This is a genomic window from Methylocella sp. (genome assembly GCF_044226135.1).
Classification (GTDB): domain Bacteria; phylum Pseudomonadota; class Alphaproteobacteria; order Rhizobiales; family Beijerinckiaceae; genus Methylocapsa.
In genome coordinates, this window is the sequence record NZ_JBGAHM010000012.1 from 34,300 (window position 1) to 57,993 (window position 23,694).

The window sequence follows — 23,694 nt, forward strand, 5'->3', positions numbered from 1 at the left end:
AGGGCGGCGCGAGCGAAACGCCGCGCCGCCGGCCGCCCGGGTCGACGGATGGCGGCGTCGCGGCGCGTCTTTTTGGAAGGGTCTTACAAGAGAAAACGCCGCCCGGCGAGGGGCGGCGCCAAGGCCTTGCTGGAAAACGCCGCTCAGGCGGCGGCGAGCTGGCGCAGAACGTAGGACAGAATGCCGCCGTTCTTGAAGTAGTCGAGCTCGTCGAGGGTGGCGATGCGGCAGAGCAGCGGCACCTTCTTCTTCTTGCCGTCGGCGTATTCGACCGACATCTCCATCTTCTGGCGCGGCTGCAGCTCCTCGCCGAGGCCATGGATGGTGACGAGCTCGTCGCCCTTGAGGCCAAGGCTCCTCCAGCTCGTGCCCGGCTCGAAGGTCAGCGGCAGCACGCCCATGCCGACGAGATTCGAGCGATGGATGCGCTCGAAGGATTCGGCGATCACCGCGCGCACGCCGAGCAGGCGCGTGCCCTTGGCCGCCCAGTCGCGCGAGGAGCCGTTGCCATATTCGGCGCCGGCGAAGATCACCAGCGGCACGCCGTCGGCCTGATACTTCATGGAGGCGTCGAAGATCGACAGCTCCTCGCCGTCGGGCCAGTGCTTGGTGTAGCCGCCCTCCGGCACGACGCCGTCCTGCTCGCGGATGAAGTTCTTGATGCGGATGTTGGCGAAGGTGCCGCGCATCATGATCTCATGATTGCCGCGGCGCGTGCCGTACTGGTTGAAGTCCTTCTGGGAGACCTGACGTTCGAGCAGATAGGAGCCGGCCGGGGACGCCGCCTTGATCGAGCCCGCGGGCGAGATGTGGTCGGTGGTGATCTTGTCGCCGAACAGCGCCAGGACGCGCGCGTCGACGATGTCCTTGACGGGCTCGGGCTCGGGCGTCAGCCCCTCGAAATAGGGCGGGTTCTGCACATAGGTCGAGCCCATGTCCCAATTGTAGGTCTCGCCCTCGGGCGCCTTGACCTTGCGCCAGTTGACGTCGCCGGCGAAGACGTCGGCGTAGCGCTCCTTGAACACCTTCTTGGTGACGAAGGCCTCGATATATTCGGCGACCTCCTCGTCGGACGGCCAGATGTCCGAGAGATAGACCGGGTTGCCCTTCTTGTCATGGGCGAGCGGCTCGGTCTTGAGGTCCTTCGCCACGGTGCCGGCCAGCGCATGGGCGACGACGAGCGGCGGCGAGGCGAGATAGTTCGCCTGCACGTCGGGGCTGATGCGGCCCTCGAAGTTGCGGTTGCCGGACAGCACGGCCGAGGCGACGATCCCATTGTCGTTGATCGACTTCGAGATTTCCGGCGCGAGCGGGCCGGAGTTGCCGATGCAGGTGGTGCAGCCGAAGCCGACCAGGTTGAAACCGACCTTGTCGAGGAACTTCTGCAGCCCCGACGCCGAGAGATATTCCGCCACCACCTGGCTCCCGGGCGCGAGCGAGGCCTTGACCCAGGGCTTCGAGGTCAGGCCCTTCTCGACCGCGTTGCGGGCGAGCAGGCCGGCGGCGATCAGCACGCTCGGATTCGAGGTGTTGGTGCAGGAGGTGATGGCGGCGATGACCACGTCGCCATGGCCGAGGTTGAAGTCCTTGCCCTCGACCGGGAAGCGTTTGTCGAGCTCGCCGGGCTTTTTGTATTCGGTTTCGAGCGACTTGACGAAGCCGGCGCCGACGCCTTCGAGCGGGATGCGGCCTTCGGGGCGCTTCGGGCCGGCCATCGAGGGCACGACGGTCGAGAGATCGAGCTCGAGCGTGTCGGTGAAGACCGGCTCGGGCGAACGGCTGGTGCGGAACAGGCCCTGCGCCCGGGCGTATTGCTCGACGAGCGCCACGCGGGCGGTGGAGCGGGCCGAGACGGTCAGATAGTTGAGCGTCTCGCCGTCGACCGGGAAGAAGCCGCAGGTCGCGCCATATTCCGGGCCCATGTTGGCGATGGTGGCGCGGTCGGCGAGCGAAAGGTGGTTGAGGCCGGAGCCGAAGAATTCGACGAACTTGCCGACGACGCCCTTCTGTCGCAGCATCTGCGTGACGGTCAGCACGAGGTCGGTCGCGGTGACGCCTTCCTGGAGGTCGCCATAGACCTTGAAGCCGATGACCTCGGGCAGCAGCATGGAGAGCGGCTGGCCGAGCATGCAGGCTTCGGCCTCGATGCCGCCGACGCCCCAGCCGAGCACCGAGAGGCCGTTGACCATGGTGGTGTGCGAATCGGTGCCGACCAGCGAATCGGGATAGGCGACCTCGACCGTCTCGGCCTTGCCGCGCGCCGGCTTGAACTTCTCTTTCTTGGTCCAGACCGTCTGGGCGAGATATTCGAGATTGACCTGGTGGCAGATGCCGGTGCCGGGCGGCACGACGCGGAAATTGTCGAACGACCCCTGGCCCCATTTCAGGAAGCGGTAGCGCTCGCCGTTGCGCTGATATTCGAGATCGACGTTGGTCTTGAACGCCTGCTTCGAACCCGCCGCGTCGACGATGACCGAATGGTCGATCACAAGGTCGACAGGAACGAGCGGGTTGATCTTCTGCGGGTCGCCGCCAAGCGCGGTCATGGCGTCGCGCATCGCCGCGAGATCGACCACGGCGGGAACGCCGGTGAAGTCCTGCATCAGCACGCGCGTCGGGCGGAAGGCGATCTCGCGCTCGGTCTTGCCCTTGTTGTCGAGCCAGGCCGCGACGGCCTCGATGTCCTCCTTGGTGACCGAACGCCCGTCCTCGAAGCGCAGCAGGTTCTCGAGCAGGATCTTCATCGAGAACGGCAGCTGCGAAATGCCCTTGAGCCCGTTCTTCTCCGCAGCCTTAAGCGAGTAGTAATGGTAGGTCTTGCGGCCGACGGTGAGCTTCTTGCGGCATTTGAAACTGTCGAGGGAGGCCATTGGGATTTTTCTCCGCGCGGACCGGTGGGAAGGAAGAACGAAAAGCACAGTTTGGAGCGCTTATAAATAATTTGTACGCCGAGAGCTATACGCGATAGAGAGGCGCCCGACGCATTTCGCGCGAGTTTTTCACCGGCTTTTTCATGCGGATTTCCGATGCGGCTTGAGGCCTTTCGCGTGAGCGTCGAACGCGGCGGACGGCGCGTTCTGAACGACGTCTCCTTCGCGCTCGAAAGCGGCGAGATGATCGTCGCGACGGGCCGCAACGGCGCGGGCAAGTCGACGCTTCTGCGCGCGCTCGCGGGCCTTCTGCCGCTCGCCTCGGGACGCGTCGAGCTTGCGCCCGCGCCGGATGGCGGGCTCGGCGAATGCGCGCATTACGTTGGTCATGCGGACGCTCTCAAGGGCGCGCTCGCCGCGCGCGAAAATCTCGAATTCTTCGCCGCCATGCTGGATGCGGGCCAAGGCGGGGCGCGGCCGCTCGACGCGCTTGCGGCGTTCGGCCTCGCCCATGTCGCCGAGATTCCGGCCGCCTATCTGTCCGCCGGCCAGAAGCGCCGCGTCGCGCTCGCGCGGCTCCTTGTCGCGCGCCGTCCGGTGTGGCTGCTCGACGAGCCGACCACCGCGCTCGACGTCGCCGCCGCCGCGCAGCTCGTCGCGATCATCAGGGCGCATCTCGCGGACGGCGGCCTCGTCGTCGCCTCGACCCACACGAAGCTCGACGTCGAGGCGCGCGAACTGCCGCTTGGAGCTGCAGCTTGACCAAAGAATTTGCGCCGCAAGCCTCGCCGCAGAGACGTTCTCCCGCGCCCCTTGGCGCGCTGTTCGCGCGCGAGCTGCGCGTCGGGCGACGCATCGGCGGGGCCGCGAGCCTCGGCGTGGTGTTCTTCCTCATGCTCGTCGCGCTCACCCCTTTCGCCGTCGGGCCGGATCTCGCGCTGCTGTCGCGAATCGCGCCGGCGATTCTCTGGATCGCCGCCCTGCTCGCGACGCTGATCGGCCTCGACCGCCTGTTCCAGTCCGACCATGAGGACGGCTCGCTCGACCTCATGATGATGAGCCGCGCGCCGCTGGAGCTCGTCACGCTGGTCAAATGCGCGGCGCACTGGCTTTTGACCGGGCTGCCGCTCGTCGTCGCCGCGCCCTTCTTCGGCCTGATGCTCGGCGCGCCGCCGGGCGGATTGTGGAGCGTCACGCTGTCGCTTCTCGTCGGCACGCCGGCGCTGACCCTCATCGGCGCGATCGGCGCCGCGCTCACGGTCAGCCTGCGGCGCGGCGGACTGCTGCTGCCGGTGCTCATCCTGCCGTTCTGCGCGCCGGTGCTGATCTTCGGCGTCGCGGCGTCAGCTGCGGGCGTGGAGCTGTCTCCGGCGCCTGCGGCCCCGCCCTTTCTCATTCTCGGGGCGATCAGCCTTCTGGCCCTCGTCGGCGCGCCGGTCGCCGCCGCGTCGGCGCTGCGGCAGATGAGCGAATAGGCCGGCAAGGCTGGCGCAAGGCGAAGGCGGCACGCTCGTCCCGGGATTTTGAAAGGGAGCGAAGCGAATGCCGGCACAGGCGAAGTCCAGGGCTTTTGCGCGCCGCGCCACGGCGGCCGGCGGCGCGGCGCTGCTCTCGCTCTGCCTCTTGGCCGCAGCCGAGGCGCAGTCGCGCCGCGGCGGCTTCGGCGGCGCTGACGGCGGCTTTTCACGCGCCGCCGGGGACGGCCGCGAGGGCGGGTGGAGCGAACGGCAGGCGGACGGACCGCAGGCGGGCGGATGGGACGGCGGGCGCCCAGACGGCGCCGCCCCGCCCGGCCGCCCGCCCGGGCCGCCGTGGAGGCCGCCAAATCCGCCCGGCCCGCCGGGGCCGAATCCGCCTCGCCCGCCGAACGGACCGGGGCGCTGGGATCCATGGCAGGCGGGCGCGGCCGCCGCGGCGGCGACGGTCGGGATCGAGGCCGTGCAGCAGAACGACTGGAATTCCGGGCCGGCCAGCGTCGGCGCGCCGCCGGCGCCGCCGCCGCCGCCACCCGCTGGCCGCGGCGAATGCGATGACGGGGGGGGGGGGGCGGGCGCCGCGGGGTCGGCGCAGCGTCCGTCCGCGTCGCAGGGCGGCGGCTGGCGCTCGGGCGGCGGCTGGATTTCCGAATAGGCCGCCCCGCCGGGCCGCGCGGCGAAGATTTGATCGACACGGCGCGACGCTTTTGCTGCGGCGCCGAAGACGGGCGCCCCCCGGGGGGGCCGCGAAGCCTGTGATGGACGCATAGGCCGCCCCGCACGACTTCGACACGAACGTGCAAAGCTTGGCCGAACGGCGGCGCTGATTGCGTTTCCGTTCGGAAAAGCTTAGAGAAACGGCCGCAATCGACGCTCGTTGCGAGCCGGCGCTTTCATCGCACGGCGCGCGACGGGCCAAAATCAGCCATTGTTCAAGAGCGCCGCCCGCGGGCCTGCGGAGCGCACCTTCAGGCGGCCGGCCGTTTCATGCGCAATTACGCCAATCCGTCGAATTTCCTGCAGCTCGCCGGCGCGGCTGCGCCCGTTATCGCCGGGCTGACGGCGCTCGCCTTCGCGGCGGGGCTCTATCTCGCCTTTTTCGTCGCGCCGGCCGACTACCAGCAGGGCGAGACGGTGCGCATCATGTATCTGCATGTGCCCGCCGCATGGATGTCGCTGTTCGTCTACGCCGTGATGACTTCGGCCGCGCTCGGCACGCTGGTCTGGCGCCATCCGCTCGCCGACGCGGCGCAGAAGGCCGCGGCCCCGCTCGGCGCCGGCTTCACCTTCCTGTGCCTCGTCACGGGCTCGCTGTGGGGCAAGCCGATGTGGGGCGCCTGGTGGGTCTGGGACGCGCGGCTGACCTCGGTGCTGGTGCTGTTCCTGATCTATCTCGCGCTCATCGCCTTGTGGCGCACCATCGACGATCCAGGCCGGGCCGCGCGCGCGGCGGCGATCTTCACGCTGGTCGGCGCGGTCAACATCCCGATCATCAAGTTTTCCGTCGACTGGTGGAACACGCTGCACCAGCCGGCCTCGGTGTTCCGCCTTGGCGGACCCGCGATCGCGCCGTCGATGCTCTGGCCTCTGCTGGCCATGGCCGTCGCCTTCACGCTTTTGTTCCTGACCCTTCACCTCCTGGCGATCCGCAACGAAATCCTGCGCCGGCGCCTGCGCCGTCTCGCGATCCTCGCCGCCGAGGCGGAGGACGCGGGCTTCGCCGCCGCCCCTCTTGGAGCCGCGCAATGACCGATCCGCATGTCGCCTACGTCGCCGCCGCCTACGGCTTCGGCGCGCTCGTCCTGGGCGGAATGGTTTTCGCGACGCTTGCCGATTATTCGGCCCTGAAGCGGGCTCTGGCGCGCTTTCCCCAGCGCGGGACGCGCGATCGATGACCGCCGCCGAAGACGCCGCGCCGCCGCCGCGCAAGCGCCGGCCGCTTCTCGTCTATCTGCCGCTCGCCCTGTTCGCCGCGCTTGCGACGCTGTTTCTCTTCAGGCTTTATGCGGGCGACGCCTCGCGCCTGCCCTCGGCGCTGATCGACCGGCCGGTCCCCGTCTTTTCTCTGCCGGGCGTCGAAGGGCTCAAGGGGGCGGACGGCCTGTCCGACGCCGATCTGCGCCAGGGCCATGTCACGGTCCTGAACATCTTCGCCTCATGGTGCGTGCCCTGCCGCGAGGAACATCCGGTGCTGGAGGGCCTCGCCGCCGATCCCGCCTTCAAGGACACGGGCGCGCGGCTCGTCGGCCTCGCCTACAAGGATTCGCCGCAGAACGTGCGCAGTTTCCTGACGCGGCTTGGCAACCCGTTCGCTACGATCGGCGCGGATGAAAAGGGCCGCGCCGCGATCGACTTCGGCGTCTATGGCGTGCCCGAAACCTATGTCGTGCGCGGCGACGGAACCATCGCCTATCGTTTCGTCGGGCCGCTGACGCCGGAGACGGCGCGCGACACGCTGCTGCCGGAAATTCGGAAAGCGTCCGGGCAGGTCTGACGCGTCCCTGAGCGATTCCGCGCGCCGCCCCGCCTCACAGACCGAGGTCGGAAAGACCCGGATGGTCGTCGGGCCGCCGGCCGAGCGGCCAGCGGAATTTCCTGTCCGCCTCGCGGATCGGCAGGTCGTTGATCGAGGAGAAGCGCCGGCGCATCAGGCCGCTCGCGTCGAACTCCCAGTTCTCGTTGCCGTAGGAACGGAACCAGCTGCCGCTGTCGTCATGCCACTCATAGGCGTAGCGCACGGCGATGCGTTCGCCGGCGCAGGCCCAGAGCTCCTTGATGAGGCGATAGTCGAGCTCCTTCGCCCATTTGCGCGTCAGAAAGGCGACGATCTCCGCGCGACCCTCGATGAATTCGGCGCGGTTGCGCCAGCGGCTGTCCGGCGTATAGGCGAGCGAGACGTTTTCCGGATCGCGGCTGTTCCAGCCGTCTTCCGCGAGGCGAACCTTCTTCGTCGCGCTCTCGGGCGTGAAGGGCGGCGCGATGGGGGACATCTTCCTGTCTCCTTCCCATGCGGCGCGAGGCCGCAGGCCCGAAACGATAGGCGTTCGCTGCGCGGCGTTCAACGCCGCGCGCCGCCTATTCGCCCCGCCCCGCGAGCTTCAGCCAGTCCTCCTCGCTGATCGTCTCGATGCCGAGTTCAGCCGCCTTGGCGAGCTTCGAGCCGGCGCCGGGGCCGGCCACCACCAGATCGGTTTTTCTGGACACGGACGCGGCCACCTTGGCGCCGAGCCGCTCGGCCATGGCCTTGGCCTCGTCGCGCGTCATGCGCTCGAGCGCGCCGGTGAACGCCACCGTCTTGCCGGCGACCGGGCTCGTCGAGACGATCGCCTCCATCGGCTGCGGGCTCACCTGCGCGAGCAGCGCGTCGAGCGCGTCTTCGTTGCGCGGCTCCATGAAAAAATCGGCGACCGCCTCGGCGACGACCGGGCCGACGCCGTCGATGTTGTTGATCTCGGCGCGCGGCTCGCTGTCGGGCGCGGCGAGGCGCGCCGTCTCGCGCAGCGCCGCGAAGGTCCCGAAATGGCGCGCGAGCCGGCGCGCGTTGGTCTCGCCCACATGGCGGATCCCGAGCGCATAGATGAAGCGGTTCAGCGGCGGCGCGCGGCGCGCCTCGATCGCGGCGAACAGGTTGCGCGCCGAGACCTCGCCAAAACCCTCGCGGTCCTTGAATTTTTTGAGCGCGGCCCGGTCGCGTTCGGCGAGCGTGAAGATGTCGGCCGCCGTGCGGATCGTCCCGTCGGCGAAAAGCTGCTCGATCAGCCTGTCGCCGAGCCCCTCGATATCGAGCGCGCCGCGCGAGGCGAAATGCTTCAGCCGCTCGATCGCCTGCGCCGCGCACACGAGCCCGCCCGTGCAGCGGCGCACGACGTCGGCGACGCCGGTCTTCTCGTCGATCTCGCGCAGCGCCGCCGAGCCGCAGACCGGGCAATGGTCGGGAAACGCATAGGGCGCGGCGCCCGGCGGGCGCTTTTCCAGGACGACGCCGACGACCTGCGGGATCACGTCGCCCGCGCGCTGGACGCGCACCGTGTCGCCGACGCGGATGTCCTTGCGGGCGATCTCGTCCTCATTGTGCAGCGTGGCGTTGGAGACGACGACGCCGCCGACCGTGACGGGGTCGAGCCGCGCCACCGGCGTCAGCGCGCCGGTGCGCCCGACCTGGATTTCGATGGCGCGCAGCACAGTCGTCGCCTGCTCGGCCGGGAATTTATGCGCGACCGCCCAGCGCGGGGCGCGCGAGACGAAGCCGAGCCGTTCCTGCAGCGCCAGCGAATCGACCTTGTAGACCACGCCGTCGATGTCATAGGGCAGGCCCGCGCGCATCTCCTCGACGCGGCGATAGCAGGCGAGAAGCTCTTCCGGCGAATGGCCGAGCGTGGTCAGCGGATTGACCGGCAGGCCATAGGATCGAAACGCCTCGATCATGCCAAGCTGCGTCGCCGCAGGCGGCGCGGGCTCGATCTCGCCCCAGGCGTAGGCGAAGAAATGCAGCGGGCGCGCGGCCGTCACTTCGGGGTCGAGCTGGCGCAGCGAGCCCGCCGCCGCGTTGCGCGGATTGGCGAAAAGCGGCCTGCCGGCCTCGGCCTGACGCGCGTTGAGCGCGGCGAAATCGGCGCGGTCCATATAGACCTCGCCCCTGACCTCCAGAATTTCGGGCGGCGCGCCGCGGAGACGGTCGGGGATTTGCTCAAGCGTGCGGACGTTGGCGGTCACGTCCTCGCCCTCAAAGCCGTCGCCGCGCGTCGCGGCCTGCGTCAGGACGCCGTTTTCAAACCGCAACGCGCAGGACAGCCCGTCGATCTTGGGCTCGGCCGTGACGGCGAGCGGGGCTTCCGCGTCAAGGCCCAGAAAGCGCCGCACCCGCGCGACGAACTCGAACGCCTCCGCGTCGGAAAAGACGTTGCCGAGCGACAGCATCGGAATTTTGTGGCGGATCTTGGCGAATTTCTCCGAAGGCGCGGCGCCGACCCTGCGCGTGAGCGAGTCCGCCTGGGAAAGCTGCGGAAACCGTTTCTCGAGCTCGCCGTAACGCCGGCGCAGCAGGTCATATTCGGCGTCGGAGACGGACGGCGCGTCCTGCTGATAATAGCGCGCGTCATGGCCGGCGATCTCCTCGCCGAGCTTTCGATGTTCGCGCTTCGCCTGCGCGGGCGTCATGTCGGCGACGGGTTTCGGCTGCTTCATGGCTTCGTCCGGGATCGCTTCGGACCTTGCGGGAGACCGGGTTAAAGCGCTTTTAAGCCGGCGGCGGCTCCTGCGAACGTCTATTTCGCGCCCTGCAGCAGGCGGGCGGCGGCCGCGCGCGCCTCTTCGGTCACGCTCGCGCCGGCGAGCATGCGCGCGATCTCCTCGCGCCGCGCCTCGGCGCCGAGTTCGGCGAGCTGGGTCGCGACGCGGTCCGGCGCCGCCGCCTGTTTCGAGATGCGGAAATGCGCCCCGGCCTGCGCCGCCACCTGCGGCGCATGGGTCACGGCGAGCACCTGCGCGCGCCGCCCGAGCCGCGCCAGCCTCTGGCCGATGGCGTCGGCCACCGCGCCGCCGACGCCGGTGTCGATCTCGTCGAAGACAAGCGTCGGCGCCGAGCCGCGCTCGGCGAGCACGACTTTCAGCGCCAGCATGAAGCGGGCGAGTTCGCCGCCCGAGGCGATTTTCATGAGCGGGCCCGGCCGCGCCCCGGGGTTGGTGCGCACCCAGAATTCGATCTGGTCGATTCCGTCAGGCCCCGCCGTCTCTTCGCGCGTCATGGTCGAAAAGCGCGCGCCTTCGAGCTTCAGCGGCGCGAGCTCGGCGAGGACGGCGGCGTCGAGCGCGGCCGCAGCCTTCCGGCGCTTCGCGGAAAGGGATTTCGCCCTGTCGCCGTAAGCGGACTCGGCCGCCGCGACCTCGGCCGTCAGCGCGACGAGGCGCGCCTCGCCGGCGTCGAGCGCTTCGAGCGCCGCGGAAAACTCGGCGGCGAGCGCCGGCAGCCCTTCGACGGGGACGGAATATTTGCGGCTCGCGCCGCGCAGGGCGAACAGGCGCTCCTCGACCCGCTCGAGCTCGCGCGGGTCAAAGTCGGCGGCGCGCAGCGCGTCCTGAAGCGCCTGCCCCGCCATGTCGAGCGCCGTGATGGCCTCGTCGAGGGCCTTGGCGGGCGGCTCGATCAGGTGCGGCGCCTGGGCCTCGCGCCGCTGCAGGCGGCGCAACGCGGCGGACAGGCTCGCGACGGGGCCATGATCGCCGCCGACGCAGTCATAGGCGTCGCGCAGGTCGCCCGCGACCTTTTCGGCCTGCATCATCTCGGCGCGGCGGGCGGCGAGCGTGTCTTCTTCGCCGGGCTCGGGCGCAAGCTTGTCGAGCTCGGCGAAGGCGTGGCGCAGATAGTCGGCGTCGGCGCGGGCCTTCTCCACCCGCGCCTCCTCGCGCGCGCGCTCGGCCGCAAGCTCGCGCCAGCGCGCATGGGCGGCGCGCGTCGCGGCGAGGTCGGCCGAAAGCCCGCCATAGGCGTCGATCAGGGCGCGGTGGGTCGCCGGGTCGATCAGGGCGCGGTCGTCGTGCTGGCCGTGGATTTCGACAAGCTCGCGGGTCACCGCGCGCAGCGCCTCATTGGTCACGCGCTGATCGTTGACGAAGGCGCGCGTGCGCCCGTCGGCGAGCTGGACCCGGCGCAGGATCAGGCCGCCGTCGGTGTCTATGTCCTGCGCGCCGGCGGCCAGAACCGCGGGATGGTCCGGGGCGAGGTCGAACACGGCCGTCACCTGCCCCTGCGCCTCGCCCGCGCGCACGAGCGAGCCGTCGCCGCGCGCGCCGAGCGCCAGCGAGAAGGAGTCGAGCAGGATCGACTTGCCCGCGCCCGTCTCGCCGGTGAGCACCGTGAGGCCGGCCGAAAAGGAGACGTCCAGCTTTTCGATCAGGACGATGTTGCGGATGGACAGCTGAACGAGCATCGCGCCGTCATAGCATTTCCGCGCCGGCGCGGCCCGGCGTTTTTCTCAGGCGCGGGAGGCTCCGGACTCAGCCCAGCCCGAACTTGGAGAACGCCTTGGAGATCCACGAGCCGTGATCTTCGTTCGGCTCGAGCCCGTCGTTCTTGAGCAGGGCGTAGGCGTCCTTGTACCAGCTCGAATCGGGGAAGTTGTGGCCGAGCACCGCCGCCGCCGTCTGCGCCTCCTGCGGCAGGCCGAGCGCGAGATAGGCCTCGGTCAGGCGCATCAAGGCTTCCTCGGCGTGGCGCGTCGTCTGATATTTGGCGAGCACCTCGCGGAACCGTCCGACGGCCGCGACATAATTGCGCTGGTTGAGATAATAGCGCCCGATCATCATCTCCTTGCCGGCGAGCTGGTCGCGGCAGACCTGGAGCTTGTAGCGGGAGTCGTCGACATATTCCGACTTCGGGAATTTCTGGATGATGTCCGCGAAGATCGCGGCGGCCTTGGCGGCGCGGTCCTGGTCGCGGCTGATGTCGGGGATCTGGTTGTAATAGGACATCGCCTGCAAATAATAGGCATAGTCGACGTCGGACGCGTTCGGGAACAGCGAAATATAGCGCTTGGTGGTTCCGATCGCGTCTTCATAGGCGCCCGACTGGTACTGGCTGAAGGCGGCCATGATCAGGCCCTTCCTCTGCCATTGCGAATAGGGATATTGCTTGTCGAGCGCCGTGAAATTCTTGGTCGCCGCCTCGTAGCTCCTGCTCTTGAGGTTGGCGAGGCCCTGATTGTACAGATCCTCGGCAGGCGTGTCCTTGAGGATTTCGGTCTTGTAGCTTTCGCCCTTGAACCAGTTCATCGGGTTCAGCGTGTCGAGCACGTCGGCGCGCGCGGCGGGCGCCGCGAAAAGGCAGGCCGCAGGCAGGAGGGCGTGCGCCGCGCGCCGCAGGCCCGAAACAGGCCGCGCGTCTGAAATGGAATGGGCCTTCAATGCTTCGGTCATGCGGATCGCCGTCCGTGAAATCCATGCGCAGCCGGGCGCGCGCCACAGATCACATGCGGCGTCACCACGGCATTAGTATGGCGAAGCTCCCGGGGCCGCCGGAAACGGCCCCGGGCCAGGCGCGGGCGTCAGCTCGACTGGCGGCGCAGGAAGGCCGGGATTTCGAGCTGGTCCTCCTCGGCCCCGCGCGACTGGTAGACGCGGGCGTGCGGGTCCTGCTGCGGCGCGCGCTCGCGCGGGGGCTGCTGCGGCCGCTTGGCGTATTCGGTCTGCACGGCGGCCGGCGTCTGCGGCCGCGCCTGCGGCATGCGCAGCTGCGGCTGCGGCTCGTCGTCCTGCTTGCTGGCGCCGAAGGAGGCGAGACGTTCGAGCAGCGAGCGGCGCTTGGCCTCGGGGTGGGGCTGGGCCGGAGCCTCGCCGCGCTGGGCGCGCAGCTGGTTCTGCGCCGGCAGCGGCAGGTCGTCGATCTGCGGCATGCGCTGCGGCCGCACCACGGGCGATTCGGCCGCCGGAGGAATGAAGGGCGCCTCGAACGGGTCCGCGGCCAGCGCCTGGGCGAGCCCGTGCTGCTGCGGATAGCCGCGCGGCTGCGGCTCCTCATAGGCCGGCTCGGCGTAGCGCGGACGCGGCGGCTGCGGCGCGCCCCGGTCTTCATAGCCGGCGGGGGCATAGGCTTCGGGCGCGGGCGCGGGCTCGTAGAAGGGCGCGGGCTGCGGCTGCGGCGCCGGCGCGGTCTCGATCGGACGCGGCGCGGTCTGGGCGCGCAGCCGGTTCGCGACCTCGGCGATGCGCGCTTCGGCGGAGTTCGTCTCAAAGGCGCCCGAGCCGGCCGGCTGGTCGATGCCGGTGGCCACCACCGACACGCGCACGATGCCGTCGAGCGAGGAATCGAAGGTCGCGCCGAGAATGATGTTGGCGTCTTCGTCGACTTCCTGGCGGATGCGGCCGGCCGCCTCGTCGACCTCGTAGAGGGTGAGGTCGTTGCCGCCGGTGATCGAGATGAGCAGGCCGCGCGCGCCCTTCATCGACACTTCGTCGAGCAGCGGGTTGGCGATGGCGGCTTCAGCCGCGAGGATCGCGCGGCGGTCGCCCGAGGCCTCGCCCGTGCCCATCATCGCCTTGCCCATCTCGCGCATGATGGCGCGCACGTCGGCGAAGTCGAGGTTGATGAGGCCTTCCTTGACCATCAGGTCGGTGATGCAGGCGACGCCCGAATAGAGCACCTGGTCGGCCATCGAGAAGGCGTCGGCGAAGGTGGTCTTCTCCGTCGCGATGCGGAACAGGTTCTGGTTCGGGATGATGATGAGGGTGTCGACCGCCTTCTGCAGCTCGACGATGCCCGATTCGGCGAGGCGCATGCGGCGCGCGCCCTCGAACTGGAACGGCTTGGTGACGACGCCGACCGTCAGTATGCCCATGTCGCGCGCGGCCCGGGCGATCACCGGCGCCGCGCCCGTGCCGGTGCCGCCGCCCATGCCGGCGGTGACGAAGCACATGTGCGCGCCCGACAGATGGTCGCGGATTTCCTCGATCGCCTCCTCGGCGGCGGCGCGGCCGACTTCCGGCTGCGAGCCCGCGCCAAGGCCTTCGGTGACCTGCAGGCCCATCTGGATGATGCGCTCGGCGCGCGAGGAGGTCAGCGCCTGGGCGTCCGTGTTGGCGACGATGAAGTCGACCCCGATCAGCCCTGAGACGATCATGTTGTTGACGGCGTTGCCGCCGGCCCCGCCGACGCCGCACACCATGATGCGGGGCTTCAGCTCCCTGAGCTCGGGCGCTTTGAGATTGATGGTCATCCGTCTGGCCTCTCGACGTTGGAGCGCCGGTCAAGGTCGCCCAAGATTGTTTCAAAATCGGACGAAACCCCGAGGCCGCCACCTCGCGCTCCGCCGCTCCGCTCTCGGCCGCCCCGTGAGGCGGCCCTCCCCTTTCAGACCTTGCGCCCGCGGCGTCCCCCGCCTTCAAGCCGCCCGATCAGAAACTTCCCTTCAGCCAGCGCCCGACACGGCCGATGTAGCCTGGCGCCTCCTGCGCCGGCGCGTTCGGTATGCGCGAGGGCCGGAAATGCTCGTTGCCGCTCACCTGCGGATAGACGAGCAGGCCGACCGCCGCCGCGAAGGCCGGGCTTTTCGCCGCCTCCGGCATGCCCTGCACGCCGACCGGCCGGCCGACGCGGATCTGGCCCGACATGATGCGCTTCGCCGCCTCCGGCATGCCGGCGAGCTGCGCCGCGCCGCCCGTCAGCACGATGCGCCGCCCGGCGTGGGCCTGGAACCCTGCGCCCTTCAGCCGGTCGCGCACCACTTCAAGAATTTCCTCGACGCGCGGCCGGATGATCGAGATGAGCTGGGCTTTCGGCAGATGCGCCGGATGCTCGCCGTCCTCGCCGACCTGCGTCACGCTCACCGTCTCGCGCTCGTCGGAGGCGGTGGCGAGGCAGGCGCCGTAGAGCGTCTTGAGGCGCTCGGCGTCGGCGAGGCGGATCGACAGGCCGCGCGCGACGTCGGTCGTGACATGGTTGCCGCCGAGCGCGATGCCGTCGACATAGGTCAGCGCGCCGCCGGCGAAGACGCTGACCGTGGTGGCGCCGCCGCCCATGTCGATCAGCGTCGCGCCGAGCTCGGCCTCGTCGTCGGCGAGCACCGAGAGGCCGGCGGCGTAGGGCGTCGCGACCATGGCGTCGACGCGCAGGTGGCAGCGCTCGACCGCGAGCATCAGGTTGCGCGCCGCCGCGGCGTCGCAGGAGAGCACATGCATCTGCGCGCCGAGCTCGTCGCCGATCATGCCGCGCGGGTCTTCGATCTGGCGCACCTCGCCGATCGAGAAGCCGATCGGCAGGGAATGCAGCACGGCGCGGCCGCCCCCGCCGCCGCGCGCGGTGCAGGCTTCGAGCACGCGGTGGATGTCGGTCTGGCCGACGGCGCGGCCGGCGATCGGCGTCTTGGCCTCGAACAGCTGCGAGCCGAGCCGTCCGCCCGTGCCGTTGATGATGACGCTCTCGACCTGGACTCCGGCCATGCGCTCGGCGGCGTCGACGGCGCGGCGGATCGAATCTTCCACGGCGTCCATGTCGACGACGGCGCCGCCCTTGACGCCGCGCGCGCGCTGGTGGCCGATGCCGAGGATGCGGCAGCGGTGGGTGCGCCCGCGCCCGGCCTCGCCGCCCGCCGGCGCGAGCCGCGCGATCAGGCAGACGACCTTGGACGTGCCGATGTCGAGCACGGAGAGAATGGCGCTCTTGCGCTCGGAGAGCGGACGCAGGCGCGGAGGCATGACCTGATGCGTCATATCTGGGAGCCTTTCGCCTTGGGCTTGCGGGCGGCTTCGAGCGCGGCGCGCTCGGCCGCGGCGTCTTCGGAAAGTCGGGCGACGAGGCGGCCCTGCTGGCGCAGGTCGATCGAGACGACCGCCTTGTCGAGCACATGGGATTCGCTTTGCAGCCGCGCGAGCAGGGCGGCCGCGGCGACCGGGTCGGCCTCGGGCAGCAGCACGTCGATCCCGTCGTCGGTCTTGAGGTTCCAGCGCCTGCCCGAGATGTAGACGCCGGCGCGCACGCGCCCGGCGACGGGCCCCGCGGCCTCGAGAATCGCGCGATATTCGGCGATATGCTCGTTCGCGCCCTCGCCGACCACGAGCGGCAACGCGGCGAAGCGCCGGTCGCGCGCCCGGTCGATGACGCGGCCGTCGGTCGCGACGATGTTGACCGTCCCGTCCTTCTGCCACAGCGCGCCGGGCTTGCGCTCCTCGATCTCGACGAGCAGCCGGTCGGGATAGAGCTTGGCGACGCTCACGTCCTTGACGAGCGGCATGGCGAGCAGGCGCTCGCGCACCCTGGCGGCGTCAAGGAAGGGCAGCGAGTTGCGCGGGCCGATTCCCGCCGCCGCGAGAATTTCGGGCTCGGTCAGCTCGGAGCGCCCGACGACGCGCACGGCGTCGATCCCGAAGCCCAGCGCCCTGGCGACGATGTCGGCCGGCTGGCCGTATTCGTCGACCATCGCCTGGTAATGGCCGCCGCGCACGGCGCCATAGACGCCGGTCGCGGCCAGCACCGCCGCGACCAGCACGAAGCCCGCGCCCGGCCGGGCGAGCGCCGCCGCGAGCCGCGCCCCGGCCCCCGCGCGCGGACGGCGCGGCCGTGGCCTCGCGGGCTCAAGCCGCCGCGTGATCTGCGTCCGCGCGCCGAAGGCCGCGGGCGCGAACGTGTCGCGCCCTTCTCCTAACGATCGCAGGAAGCGTCTTCGACCATCCATCGAACAAGCTCGCCAAAAGACATGCCGGCATGAGCGGCGATCTCGGGCGCAAGCGAGGTCTCGGTCATCCCGGGCTGCGTGTTGACCTCCAGCACGATCAGCGCGCCCGAGCCTCCGGGCGTGTCGTCGTAGCGGAAATCCGTCCGGCTCACGCCGCGACAGCCGAGCGCCCTGTGCGCCACAAGAGCTAACTCTTGTACATTTTGGTAAACAAACTCTTTAAGATTGGCCGGAAGGATGTGGACGGAGCCGCCGGGCGCATATTTCGCGTCATAATCGTACCAGCCGCCGTTCGCGGCGCGGATCTCGGTCACGCCATAGGCCCTGTCGCCGATGACCGCGCAGGTGAGCTCGCGCCCGGGCGCGTAGCGCTCGACCAGAACCTCGTCGCCATAGGCCCATTCCGTTCCGGTCAGCTCCTGCGGCGGATGCGCCTGGTCGGCCCGGACGATGATCACCCCGAAGGACGAGCCCTCGCCGAGCGGCTTGACCACATAGGGCGGCGCCATGACATGGGCCCCGCCCGCCTCGAAACGGCTGACCGTCACGCCCTCGGCGACCGGCACGCCGGCGGCCTTCAGCACGTCCTTGGCGCGGTCCTTCTTCATGGCGAGCGCGGAGGCCAGCACGCCCGAATGGGTGTAGGGGATGCGCAGAATTTCGAGCACGCCCTGGATCGCGCCGTCCTCGCCATAGCGCCCGTGCAGCGCGTTGAAGGCGACGTCGGGCTTCAGCGCCGCGAGCTTTTCGGCGACGTCGCGGCCGACGTCGAGCCGCGTCACGCGAAAGCCCTGCGCCTCAAGGGCTTTCGCGCAGGCCTCGCCCGAACGCAATGAGACCTCGCGCTCGGCGGCGAGGCCGCCCATCAGCACGCAGACATGTTGGGTCATTTTGGGAATCCGTCGGGGTTCGTCTTTCGAGACGCCGCGCTTGGCGGCTCCTTATCCTTCGAGACGCAGGCTTCGCCCGCTCCTCAGGATGAGGGGATGGAAATGGCCGGAAACCTGAAGATCCCTCATCCTGAGGAAGCTCCGCAGGAGCCGTCTCGAAGGATGAGGTCGCGCCCTGCTCTCCACAGACGGAAAGCCTGCGGCCGCCGCGCCGGACGAAAAGCCCGCCCCTAGCGCTCGCCGACGCGCAAAATCTCCCATTCGAGCGTCACGCCGCTTTGCGCCTTCACACGGGCGCGCACCTCCTCGCCGAGCGCTTCGAGGTCGGCGGCGCTGGCGTTCCCGACATTGACCAGAAAGTTGCAATGCAGCTCGCTGACCTGCGCGTCGCCGCGGCGCAGGCCGCGGCAGCCGGCGGCGTCGATCAGCTCCCAGGCTTTCGCGCCCGGCGGATTCTTGAAAGTGGAGCCGCCGGTGCGGCTCGACACCGGCTGGGTCTTCGAGCGGGCTTTGGTGATCTCGGCCATTTCGGCGGCGAGCGCGTCGGGGTCGCCCGGCTGGCCCTCAAGGATCGCGCGCGTGAAGATGATCGACGGGTCGAGGCCGCAGTGGCGGTAGGAATAGCCCATGTCGGCGTTCGAGAATTCAAGCACGCGCCCGGCGCGGTCGACGCCGCGGCAGGAGACGAGCCGGTCCCTGATCTCGGCCCCATAGGCGCCGGCGTTCATGCGCAGCGCGCCGCCGATCGAGCCCGGCACGCCGCGCAGGAACGAAAAGCCGGCGAGCCCGGCGCGGCCGGCGCGCAGCGCAAGCTTCATGTCGCGCGCGGCGGCGCCGGCGCGAAGGCGCGTTCCGTCGATCTCGATTTCCTCGAAAGGCGCGCCGAGCCGCACGACGACGCCGGCGAAGCCGCCGTCGCGCAGGATGAGGTTCGAGCCCGCGCCGAGCGCCAGAACCGGCGTCGCGGGATCGAGATTTTGCAGGAAATAGGCGAGGTCGGCTTCGTCGGCCGGCTCGAACAGGACGCGCGCCGATCCGCCTGCGCGGAAGAAGGTCAGCGGGGCGAGCGGCGCGTCCGGCGTCAGGGCGCCGCGCAGGCGCGGCATGGCTTGCGCGATTTCCGCGCATGATGCGTGCGTCAAGGCCTCGCCCCCGGCGGCCGCGCGGTCGAGCATGCGCTCAGGCCGCGTCCGCGGCGAGCTCGCCCGGCAGGGCGTAGGCCCATTGGGTGATGTTGCCGGCGCCGAGAAAGACGATGTAGTCGCCGGGCCGGGCGAGGCCGCGCACGAGCCGCGCGAGATCGGCCGGCCGCGCCAGCGGCACCACCTGGCGGTGGCCGCGCGCCCTGATCGCCGCGACGAGATGGTCGCGGTCGGCGCCCTCGACCGGCGCTTCGCCCGCCGGATAGACGTCGGCGACGATCACCGTGTCGGCGTCGTTGAAGCAGCTCGCGAACTCGTTGAACAGCGAATGCAGGCGCGAATAGCGGTGCGGCTGGGCGATGGCGATGACGCGCCCCTTGGTCGAGGCGCGCGCGGCCCGGAGCACGGCGGCGATCTCGACCGGATGATGCGCGTAATCGTCGAACACCACGGCGCCGTTCCACTCGCCGGTGCGGGTGAAGCGGCGCTTGACGCCGCCAAAGCCCGCGAGCGCGGCGCGGATCTGGTCGGGCTTCATGCCGAGCTGATGCGCGACGGTGGCCGCGGCCGCGGCGTTGAGCGCGTTGTGATGGCCGGGCATCGGCATCAGCAGCCGGTCTATCGTGATCTCGTCGCCGCTCTTGCGGTCGCGGATGACGAGCGAGAAGCGCGACATGCCGCCCTCGAGATCGACGCCGACGAGGCGCACGTCGGCGTGCGGATTCTCGCCATAGGTGTAGACGCGGCGGTCCTCGATCTGGCCGACGAGCTCCTGCACGGTCGGATGGTCGAGGCACATCACGGCGAAGCCGTAGAAGGGGATGTTTTCGACGAAGGTGGCGAAGGCCTTCTTGACGGCGTCGAAGGAGCCGAAATGGTCGAGATGCTCGGGATCGACGTTGGTGACCACGGCGACGTCGGCCGGCAGCTTCAGGAAGGTGCCGTCGCTTTCGTCGGCCTCGACCACCATCCAGTCGCCGGCGCCGAGGCGCGAATTGGTGCCATAGGCGTTGATGATGCCGCCGTTGATGACGGTCGGGTCGAAGCCGCCGGCCTCGAGCAGGGTCGCGACGAGCGAGGTCGTCGTGGTCTTGCCATGGGTGCCGGCGATGGCGACGCACTGCCTGAGCCGCATCAGCTCGGCGAGCATCTCGGCGCGGCGCACGACGGGAAGGCGCAATTCGCGGGCGCGGGCGAGCTCGGGATTGTCGCGCCGGATCGCGGTCGAGACCACCACCACCTCGGCGTCGCCGAGGTTTTGCGCGGCGTGGCCGACATGCACGATCGCGCCCTTGCGGCGCAGGCGCAGGACGTTGGCGTTTTCGGCGGCGTCCGAGCCCTGCACCGTATAGCCGAGGTTCAGCAGCACCTCGGCGATGCCCGACATGCCGATGCCGCCGATGCCGATGAAATGGATCGGCCCCAGTTCGTGCGGAAGCTTCATCGGTCTCGGCTCTCCCTTGCAAGGCCCTTGCGGGCGGCGACGCCGAGGACCAGTTCGGCGAGGCGGTCGGCGGCGTCGGGCGCGCCCGCGGCCTTGGCCGCCGCCGCGCGGGCGGCGAGGCCCGAAAGGTCGCGTCTCGCCTCGCTTAAGGCATTGGCGAGCCATTGCGGCGAAAATGCGCTTTGGTCGATGACCGAGCCCCCGCCGGCGGCCTCGAATTCGCGCGCGTTCGCCGCCTGGTCCTGATCGAGCGCATGCGGCAGCGGCACCAGAATGGCCGGCCGGCCGATGACGGCGAGCTCCGAGACGGTCGAGGCGCCGGCCCGGCCGATGACGAGATGGGCGCCCGCGATGCGCGTCGGCAGGTCGGGGAAGAAGGCCGCGACCTCGGCCTCGACGCCGAGCCGCTGATAGGCGGCGCGCGCCCGCGCCTCGTCCTCGCCGCGCGCCTGCTGCGTGACGATCAGCGCCTTGCGGTCTTCTTCCGGCAGGGCTTCGACCGCCGCCGGCACGACGTCGGTCATCACCCGCGCGCCCTGCGACCCGCCGGTGACGAGGAGGCGCAGCCGGCCGTCGGCGAAATCGGGATAGGGAATTTTTGCGGCTTCGAGCGCCATGGCCCGCACCGGATTTCCGGTCAGGCTAGTCTTTGCGGCCACGGCGGGGCCGATCCCGCCGAGCGTCGGAAAGCCTTTGGCGAGCGCGTCGACGCGGCCCGACAAAAACAGATTGGCCTTGCCGACGACGGCGTTGCCCTCATGGATCACGGTCGCGATCCCGAGCTGCGTCGCGGCGAGCACGGGCGGCACGCTCGGATAGCCGCCAAAGCCGACCATGGCGCAGGGCTTCTCTTTCGCCAGAATGGCGCGCGCCTGAAACGTTCCGCGCGCCAGCGCGAAGGCGGCGACGGCCTTGGCCATGATCCCCGCCCCGCGCGGCGAGGCCGAGGCGACGATGTGAATTTTCCGCGCCGGAAAGTCGCGGCCGTAGGTCTGCGCCCGCTCGTCGGTGAAGAGTTCGACCGCGCAGCCGCGGGCGAGCAGCGCCTGCGACAGCGCCTGCGCCGGGAAGAGATGCCCGCCGGTGCCGCCGGCGGCGAGCATCACGAGGCGCTCGGTCGAGCTCACGCGTAGAGCTCCTTGAACTCGGCCGGAGCGACGAAGCGTTCGCCCGGCCGCTTGCGGGTGACCGCGAGCAGGAAGCCGACGCCGAGCGCGAGCGACACCAGCGACGAGCCGCCATAGGAGATGAACGGCAGCGTCATGCCCTTGGCCGGCATGAGGTGCAGGTTGACCGCCATGTTGATCGCGCTCTGCACGCCGAACATGGCGACGAGCCCGGCGGCGGCGAAGCGCCGGAACGGGTCTTCCGCGCGGGACGCCAGCAACAGCCCGCGGAAAACGATGAAGGCGAAGATCGAGGCGATCAGCAGGCAGGCGGCGATGCCGAACTCCTCGCCCGTCACGGCGAAGATGAAGTCGGTGTGCGAGTCGGGCAGGATGCGCTTGACGGTGCCCTCCCCCGGCCCCTTGCCGAACCAGCCGCCCGAATAGAAGGCGTCGAGCGCCGTGTCGACCTGGAAGGTGTCGACGATGCCCCCGCCCGCGCCGGGATCAAGAAAGCGCAGCACGCGCGAGCGCACATGCGGCACGAGCTTGTAGGCGAGAAAGGCGCCGCCGAAGCCCGCCCCGCCGATCGCCACGACCCAGAACCAGTGCAGCCCGGCCATGAAGAACAGGCTCGCCCAGACCACGCAGATCAGCAGGGTCTGGCCGAAGTCGGGCTGCAGGATGAGGGGAATGATGGTCACCGGCAGCAGCAGGATCGCGAGAATGTTGCCGGGCGTGTCGCGCCGCTTCGCGCCTTCCGAAAAAGCCCAGGCGGCGAGGATGACGAAGGCGGGCTTCAAAAACTCCGAAGGCTGGACGCCGAAGATCCAGCGCCGCGAGCCCTTGACCTCGGCGCCAAACAGCAGCGCCGCGATGATCAGGGCCATGGCGACGAAATAGACGACCAGCGCGGCGCGGCGCGTCTGGCGCGGCGACAGGAACGAGGTTCCAAGCAGCACGGCGACGGTCGGGATCAGCGCCAGCGCCTGCCGGTGCACGAAGTGGAACGGCGGCAGGCCGAGCCGCTCGGCGACCGGCGGGCTGCCGGCCATGGCCAGCACCACGCCGAACACGATGAGGGTGACGATGGCTGCGAGCAGCCAGCGGTCGATGGTCCACCACCAGTTGGCCAGGGCCGACCGTTCCGTGCGCGCCGCCATTCGCAAACCCTTCGAGACTGCTCAGATCGTCCCGATTTTGTCGGCTTTTGGTTAATGTTTCGTGCTGGCGATGAGCGAAAGCGCGATCTCGCGGAAACGGTCGCCGCGCTTTTCAAAGTCGGGAAACTGGTCGAACGAGGCGCAGGCCGGCGAGAGCAGCACCACCGGCTCGGCGGCGGGGCTTTGCTGCGCCTCGAGCGCCGCGATCGGCAGGGCCTTTTCGAGCGTGTCGCAGAAGGCCACGGGGAAGGCGTCGCCGATCTCCCGGGCGAAGGCCTTCGCCGCCTCGCCGATCAGATAGCCCTTGACGACGCGCGAAAACAGCGGGCGCAGCGAGGCGAGCCCGCCCTGCTTCGGCCGGCCGCCGAGAATCCAGTAGACGTTGTTGAAGGAGAGCAGCGCCTTTTCGGCGGCGTCGGCGTTGGTCGCCTTGGAGTCGTTGACGAGCAGCGCCTTGCCGTATTTGCCGACCTCCTCCATGCGGTGCGGCAGGCCCGCGAAGGAGCCGAGCGCCTTGGCGAGCCCCGCGCCGTCGAGGCCGATGGCGTGCAGCGCGCCGACCGCGGCGGCGGCGTTCTGGCCGTTGTGCGCGCCGCGCAGCGAGCCGATCCCGACGAGGTCGGCGATCAGGCTGCGCCCCTGCGGGCCGCGCCAGTAGAGCGCGCCGCCGTCATAGAGCACGCCCTCGCCGCGCAGCCCGCCGGCGGCCGAAATCTCGACGACGTCGCGCCCGGCCGCCTTCAGCCGGTCCGCGATCGCCACGCACCAGGCGTCGTCGACGCCGACCACGGCGTGCTCGGCTTTGGCCACGAGGCGCTCCTTGATCGCGGCGTAATTTTCCATCGTTCCGTGGCGGTCGAGATGGTCCGGCGTGACGTTGAGCAGCACGCCGACGCTCGGCGCGAGCGTCGGGGCGAGGTCGATCTGGTAGGACGAGCACTCGATCACGAAGACGCGGTCGTGGCGCGGCGGCTCGAGCGCGAGGATCGGCGTGCCGATGTTGCCGCCGACCTGCACGTCGAAGCCGAGCGCGCGGAAGAGATGCGCGGCGAGCGCGGTCGTCGTCGACTTGCCGTTGGTGCCGGTGATGGCGACGAAGGGCGCGTCAGGCGCGACGCGGCGGCGCTCGCGACAGAACAGCTCGACGTCGCCGATGACTTCGATCCCCGCCTCGCGCGCCTTGACGACGCTCCAGTGCGGCGCCGGATGGGTCAGCGGCACGCCGGGCGAGAGAATCAGCGCCCTGAAGCCGGAGAAGTCGGCGGCCGCGAGGTTTTCGATGCGCAGGCCGGCCGCGCGCGCCTTCTCTCGGGCGTTGGCGTTGTCGTCCCAGACATAGACCTCGGCGCCGCCGGCGACGAGCGCCTGCGCCGTGACGAAGCCCGAGCCGCCAAGGCCGAACACCGCGACGGCCCTGCCCTCGAACGCGAAAACGGGGATCAT

At 70.0% G+C, this 23,694-nt stretch carries 19 protein-coding genes; 5 read left to right on the top strand and 14 right to left on the bottom strand.

The genetic code is table 11. The annotated features are described in order from the left end of the window. Positions 1-143 precede the first annotated feature (143 nt). Positions 144-2,870, bottom strand: coding sequence for an aconitate hydratase AcnA (gene acnA, locus ACILRB_RS07630; RefSeq protein ID WP_395665699.1), 2,727 nt, complete (start codon positions 2,868-2,870; stop codon positions 144-146). 156 nt (positions 2,871-3,026) lie between these two features. Here acnA and ccmA point away from each other — a divergent pair, with 156 nt between their 5' ends. From ccmA to ACILRB_RS07655, 5 genes are all read left to right on the top strand, one after another. After that, positions 3,027-3,632: a heme ABC exporter ATP-binding protein CcmA gene (gene ccmA / locus ACILRB_RS07635; RefSeq protein ID WP_395665700.1), complete on the top strand. Its 606-nt coding sequence runs from the start codon at positions 3,027-3,029 to the stop codon at positions 3,630-3,632. Continuing rightward, positions 3,629-4,345: a heme exporter protein CcmB gene (gene ccmB / locus ACILRB_RS07640; protein WP_395665701.1), complete on the top strand. Its 717-nt coding sequence runs from the start codon at positions 3,629-3,631 to the stop codon at positions 4,343-4,345. Before ccmA ends, ccmB begins: the two co-directional genes overlap by 4 nt. Before the next feature lie 987 nt (positions 4,346-5,332). Further along, positions 5,333-6,094 (top strand): heme ABC transporter permease, encoded by a 762-nt coding sequence (locus tag ACILRB_RS07645; RefSeq protein WP_395665702.1) that lies wholly within the window; start codon positions 5,333-5,335, stop codon positions 6,092-6,094. Then, the gene (gene ccmD, locus ACILRB_RS07650; RefSeq protein WP_395665703.1) at positions 6,091-6,240 is read left to right on the top strand and encodes a heme exporter protein CcmD; all 150 of its coding nucleotides are present in this window, start codon (positions 6,091-6,093) and stop codon (positions 6,238-6,240) included. The genes ACILRB_RS07645 and ccmD overlap by 4 nt, the downstream gene beginning before the upstream one ends. Further along, the gene (locus ACILRB_RS07655; protein ID WP_395665704.1) at positions 6,237-6,839 is read left to right on the top strand and encodes a DsbE family thiol:disulfide interchange protein; all 603 of its coding nucleotides are present in this window, start codon (positions 6,237-6,239) and stop codon (positions 6,837-6,839) included. Before ccmD ends, ACILRB_RS07655 begins: the two co-directional genes overlap by 4 nt. A gap of 34 nt (positions 6,840-6,873) precedes the next feature. On the opposite strand, the gene ACILRB_RS07660 is transcribed toward ACILRB_RS07655, so the two are convergent. The 13 genes from ACILRB_RS07660 to murD all read right to left on the bottom strand — a co-directional run bounded on the left by ACILRB_RS07660 (position 6,874) and on the right by murD (position 23,694). Further along, the gene (locus ACILRB_RS07660) at positions 6,874-7,335 is read right to left on the bottom strand and encodes a DUF1348 family protein (RefSeq protein WP_395665705.1); all 462 of its coding nucleotides are present in this window, start codon (positions 7,333-7,335) and stop codon (positions 6,874-6,876) included. Between the two features lie 85 nt (positions 7,336-7,420). After that, positions 7,421-9,529: an NAD-dependent DNA ligase LigA gene (ligA, locus tag ACILRB_RS07665; protein WP_395665706.1), complete on the bottom strand. Its 2,109-nt coding sequence runs from the start codon at positions 9,527-9,529 to the stop codon at positions 7,421-7,423. An 80-nt stretch (positions 9,530-9,609) separates the two neighbouring features. Next, entirely contained in the window at positions 9,610-11,271 is a 1,662-nt protein-coding gene (gene recN, locus ACILRB_RS07670; RefSeq protein WP_395665707.1) for a DNA repair protein RecN, read from the bottom strand. Between the two features lie 67 nt (positions 11,272-11,338). Next, positions 11,339-12,256: an outer membrane protein assembly factor BamD gene (locus ACILRB_RS07675; protein ID WP_395665708.1), complete on the bottom strand. Its 918-nt coding sequence runs from the start codon at positions 12,254-12,256 to the stop codon at positions 11,339-11,341. 128 nt (positions 12,257-12,384) lie between these two features. After that, entirely contained in the window at positions 12,385-14,052 is a 1,668-nt protein-coding gene (gene ftsZ / locus ACILRB_RS07680) for a cell division protein FtsZ (RefSeq protein WP_395665709.1), read from the bottom strand. A gap of 178 nt (positions 14,053-14,230) precedes the next feature. Beyond that, positions 14,231-15,544, bottom strand: coding sequence for a cell division protein FtsA (gene ftsA, locus ACILRB_RS07685; RefSeq protein ID WP_395665710.1), 1,314 nt, complete (start codon positions 15,542-15,544; stop codon positions 14,231-14,233). Continuing rightward, positions 15,541-16,506 carry a cell division protein FtsQ/DivIB gene (locus ACILRB_RS07690; RefSeq protein ID WP_395665711.1) on the bottom strand — a complete coding sequence of 322 codons (966 nt, stop codon included), beginning with the start codon at positions 16,504-16,506 and terminating at the stop codon, positions 15,541-15,543. Before ACILRB_RS07690 ends, ftsA begins: the two co-directional genes overlap by 4 nt. Further along, entirely contained in the window at positions 16,473-17,396 is a 924-nt protein-coding gene (locus ACILRB_RS07695; RefSeq protein ID WP_395665712.1) for a D-alanine--D-alanine ligase, read from the bottom strand. The genes ACILRB_RS07690 and ACILRB_RS07695 overlap by 34 nt, the downstream gene beginning before the upstream one ends. A gap of 230 nt (positions 17,397-17,626) precedes the next feature. Continuing rightward, positions 17,627-18,571 carry a UDP-N-acetylmuramate dehydrogenase gene (gene murB, locus ACILRB_RS07700; protein ID WP_395665713.1) on the bottom strand — a complete coding sequence of 315 codons (945 nt, stop codon included), beginning with the start codon at positions 18,569-18,571 and terminating at the stop codon, positions 17,627-17,629. Between the two features lie 4 nt (positions 18,572-18,575). Beyond that, complete coding sequence (gene murC, locus ACILRB_RS07705) at positions 18,576-19,982, bottom strand: UDP-N-acetylmuramate--L-alanine ligase (protein WP_395665714.1); 1,407 nt, start codon at positions 19,980-19,982, stop codon at positions 18,576-18,578. Next, the gene (gene murG / locus ACILRB_RS07710; RefSeq protein ID WP_395665715.1) at positions 19,979-21,109 is read right to left on the bottom strand and encodes an undecaprenyldiphospho-muramoylpentapeptide beta-N-acetylglucosaminyltransferase; all 1,131 of its coding nucleotides are present in this window, start codon (positions 21,107-21,109) and stop codon (positions 19,979-19,981) included. Before murG ends, murC begins: the two co-directional genes overlap by 4 nt. Continuing rightward, on the bottom strand, positions 21,106-22,251 hold the full coding sequence (locus ACILRB_RS07715) for an FtsW/RodA/SpoVE family cell cycle protein (RefSeq protein ID WP_395665716.1): 1,146 nt from the start codon (positions 22,249-22,251) through the stop codon (positions 21,106-21,108). Before ACILRB_RS07715 ends, murG begins: the two co-directional genes overlap by 4 nt. 51 nt (positions 22,252-22,302) lie before the next feature. After that, positions 22,303-23,694 (bottom strand): UDP-N-acetylmuramoyl-L-alanine--D-glutamate ligase, encoded by a 1,392-nt coding sequence (murD, locus tag ACILRB_RS07720; protein WP_395665717.1) that lies wholly within the window; start codon positions 23,692-23,694, stop codon positions 22,303-22,305.

Excerpts from the sequence above, each read along its gene's own strand:
- ACILRB_RS07645 (WP_395665702.1), top strand. The coding sequence starts at position 5,333 with ATGCGCAATTACGCCAATCCGTCGAATTTCCTGCAGCTCGCCGGCGCG.
- ACILRB_RS07690 (WP_395665711.1), bottom strand. The coding sequence starts at position 16,506 with ATGGATGGTCGAAGACGCTTCCTGCGATCGTTAGGAGAAGGGCGCGAC.
- ligA (WP_395665706.1), bottom strand. The coding sequence starts at position 9,529 with ATGAAGCAGCCGAAACCCGTCGCCGACATGACGCCCGCGCAGGCGAAG.
- ftsA (WP_395665710.1), bottom strand. The coding sequence starts at position 15,544 with ATGACGCATCAGGTCATGCCTCCGCGCCTGCGTCCGCTCTCCGAGCGC.
- murB (WP_395665713.1), bottom strand. The coding sequence starts at position 18,571 with ATGCTCGACCGCGCGGCCGCCGGGGGCGAGGCCTTGACGCACGCATCA.
- ACILRB_RS07655 (WP_395665704.1), top strand. The coding sequence starts at position 6,237 with ATGACCGCCGCCGAAGACGCCGCGCCGCCGCCGCGCAAGCGCCGGCCG.
- ACILRB_RS07660 (WP_395665705.1), bottom strand. The coding sequence starts at position 7,335 with ATGTCCCCCATCGCGCCGCCCTTCACGCCCGAGAGCGCGACGAAGAAG.
- ftsZ (WP_395665709.1), bottom strand. The coding sequence starts at position 14,052 with ATGACCATCAATCTCAAAGCGCCCGAGCTCAGGGAGCTGAAGCCCCGC.
- murD (WP_395665717.1), bottom strand. The coding sequence starts at position 23,694 with ATGATCCCCGTTTTCGCGTTCGAGGGCAGGGCCGTCGCGGTGTTCGGC.
- murC (WP_395665714.1), bottom strand. The coding sequence starts at position 19,982 with ATGAAGCTTCCGCACGAACTGGGGCCGATCCATTTCATCGGCATCGGC.
- ccmD (WP_395665703.1), top strand. The coding sequence starts at position 6,091 with ATGACCGATCCGCATGTCGCCTACGTCGCCGCCGCCTACGGCTTCGGC.
- ACILRB_RS07695 (WP_395665712.1), bottom strand. The coding sequence starts at position 17,396 with ATGACCCAACATGTCTGCGTGCTGATGGGCGGCCTCGCCGCCGAGCGC.
- recN (WP_395665707.1), bottom strand. The coding sequence starts at position 11,271 with ATGCTCGTTCAGCTGTCCATCCGCAACATCGTCCTGATCGAAAAGCTG.
- ccmA (WP_395665700.1), top strand. The coding sequence starts at position 3,027 with ATGCGGCTTGAGGCCTTTCGCGTGAGCGTCGAACGCGGCGGACGGCGC.
- ACILRB_RS07715 (WP_395665716.1), bottom strand. The coding sequence starts at position 22,251 with ATGGCGGCGCGCACGGAACGGTCGGCCCTGGCCAACTGGTGGTGGACC.
- acnA (WP_395665699.1), bottom strand. The coding sequence starts at position 2,870 with ATGGCCTCCCTCGACAGTTTCAAATGCCGCAAGAAGCTCACCGTCGGC.
- ACILRB_RS07675 (WP_395665708.1), bottom strand. The coding sequence starts at position 12,256 with ATGACCGAAGCATTGAAGGCCCATTCCATTTCAGACGCGCGGCCTGTT.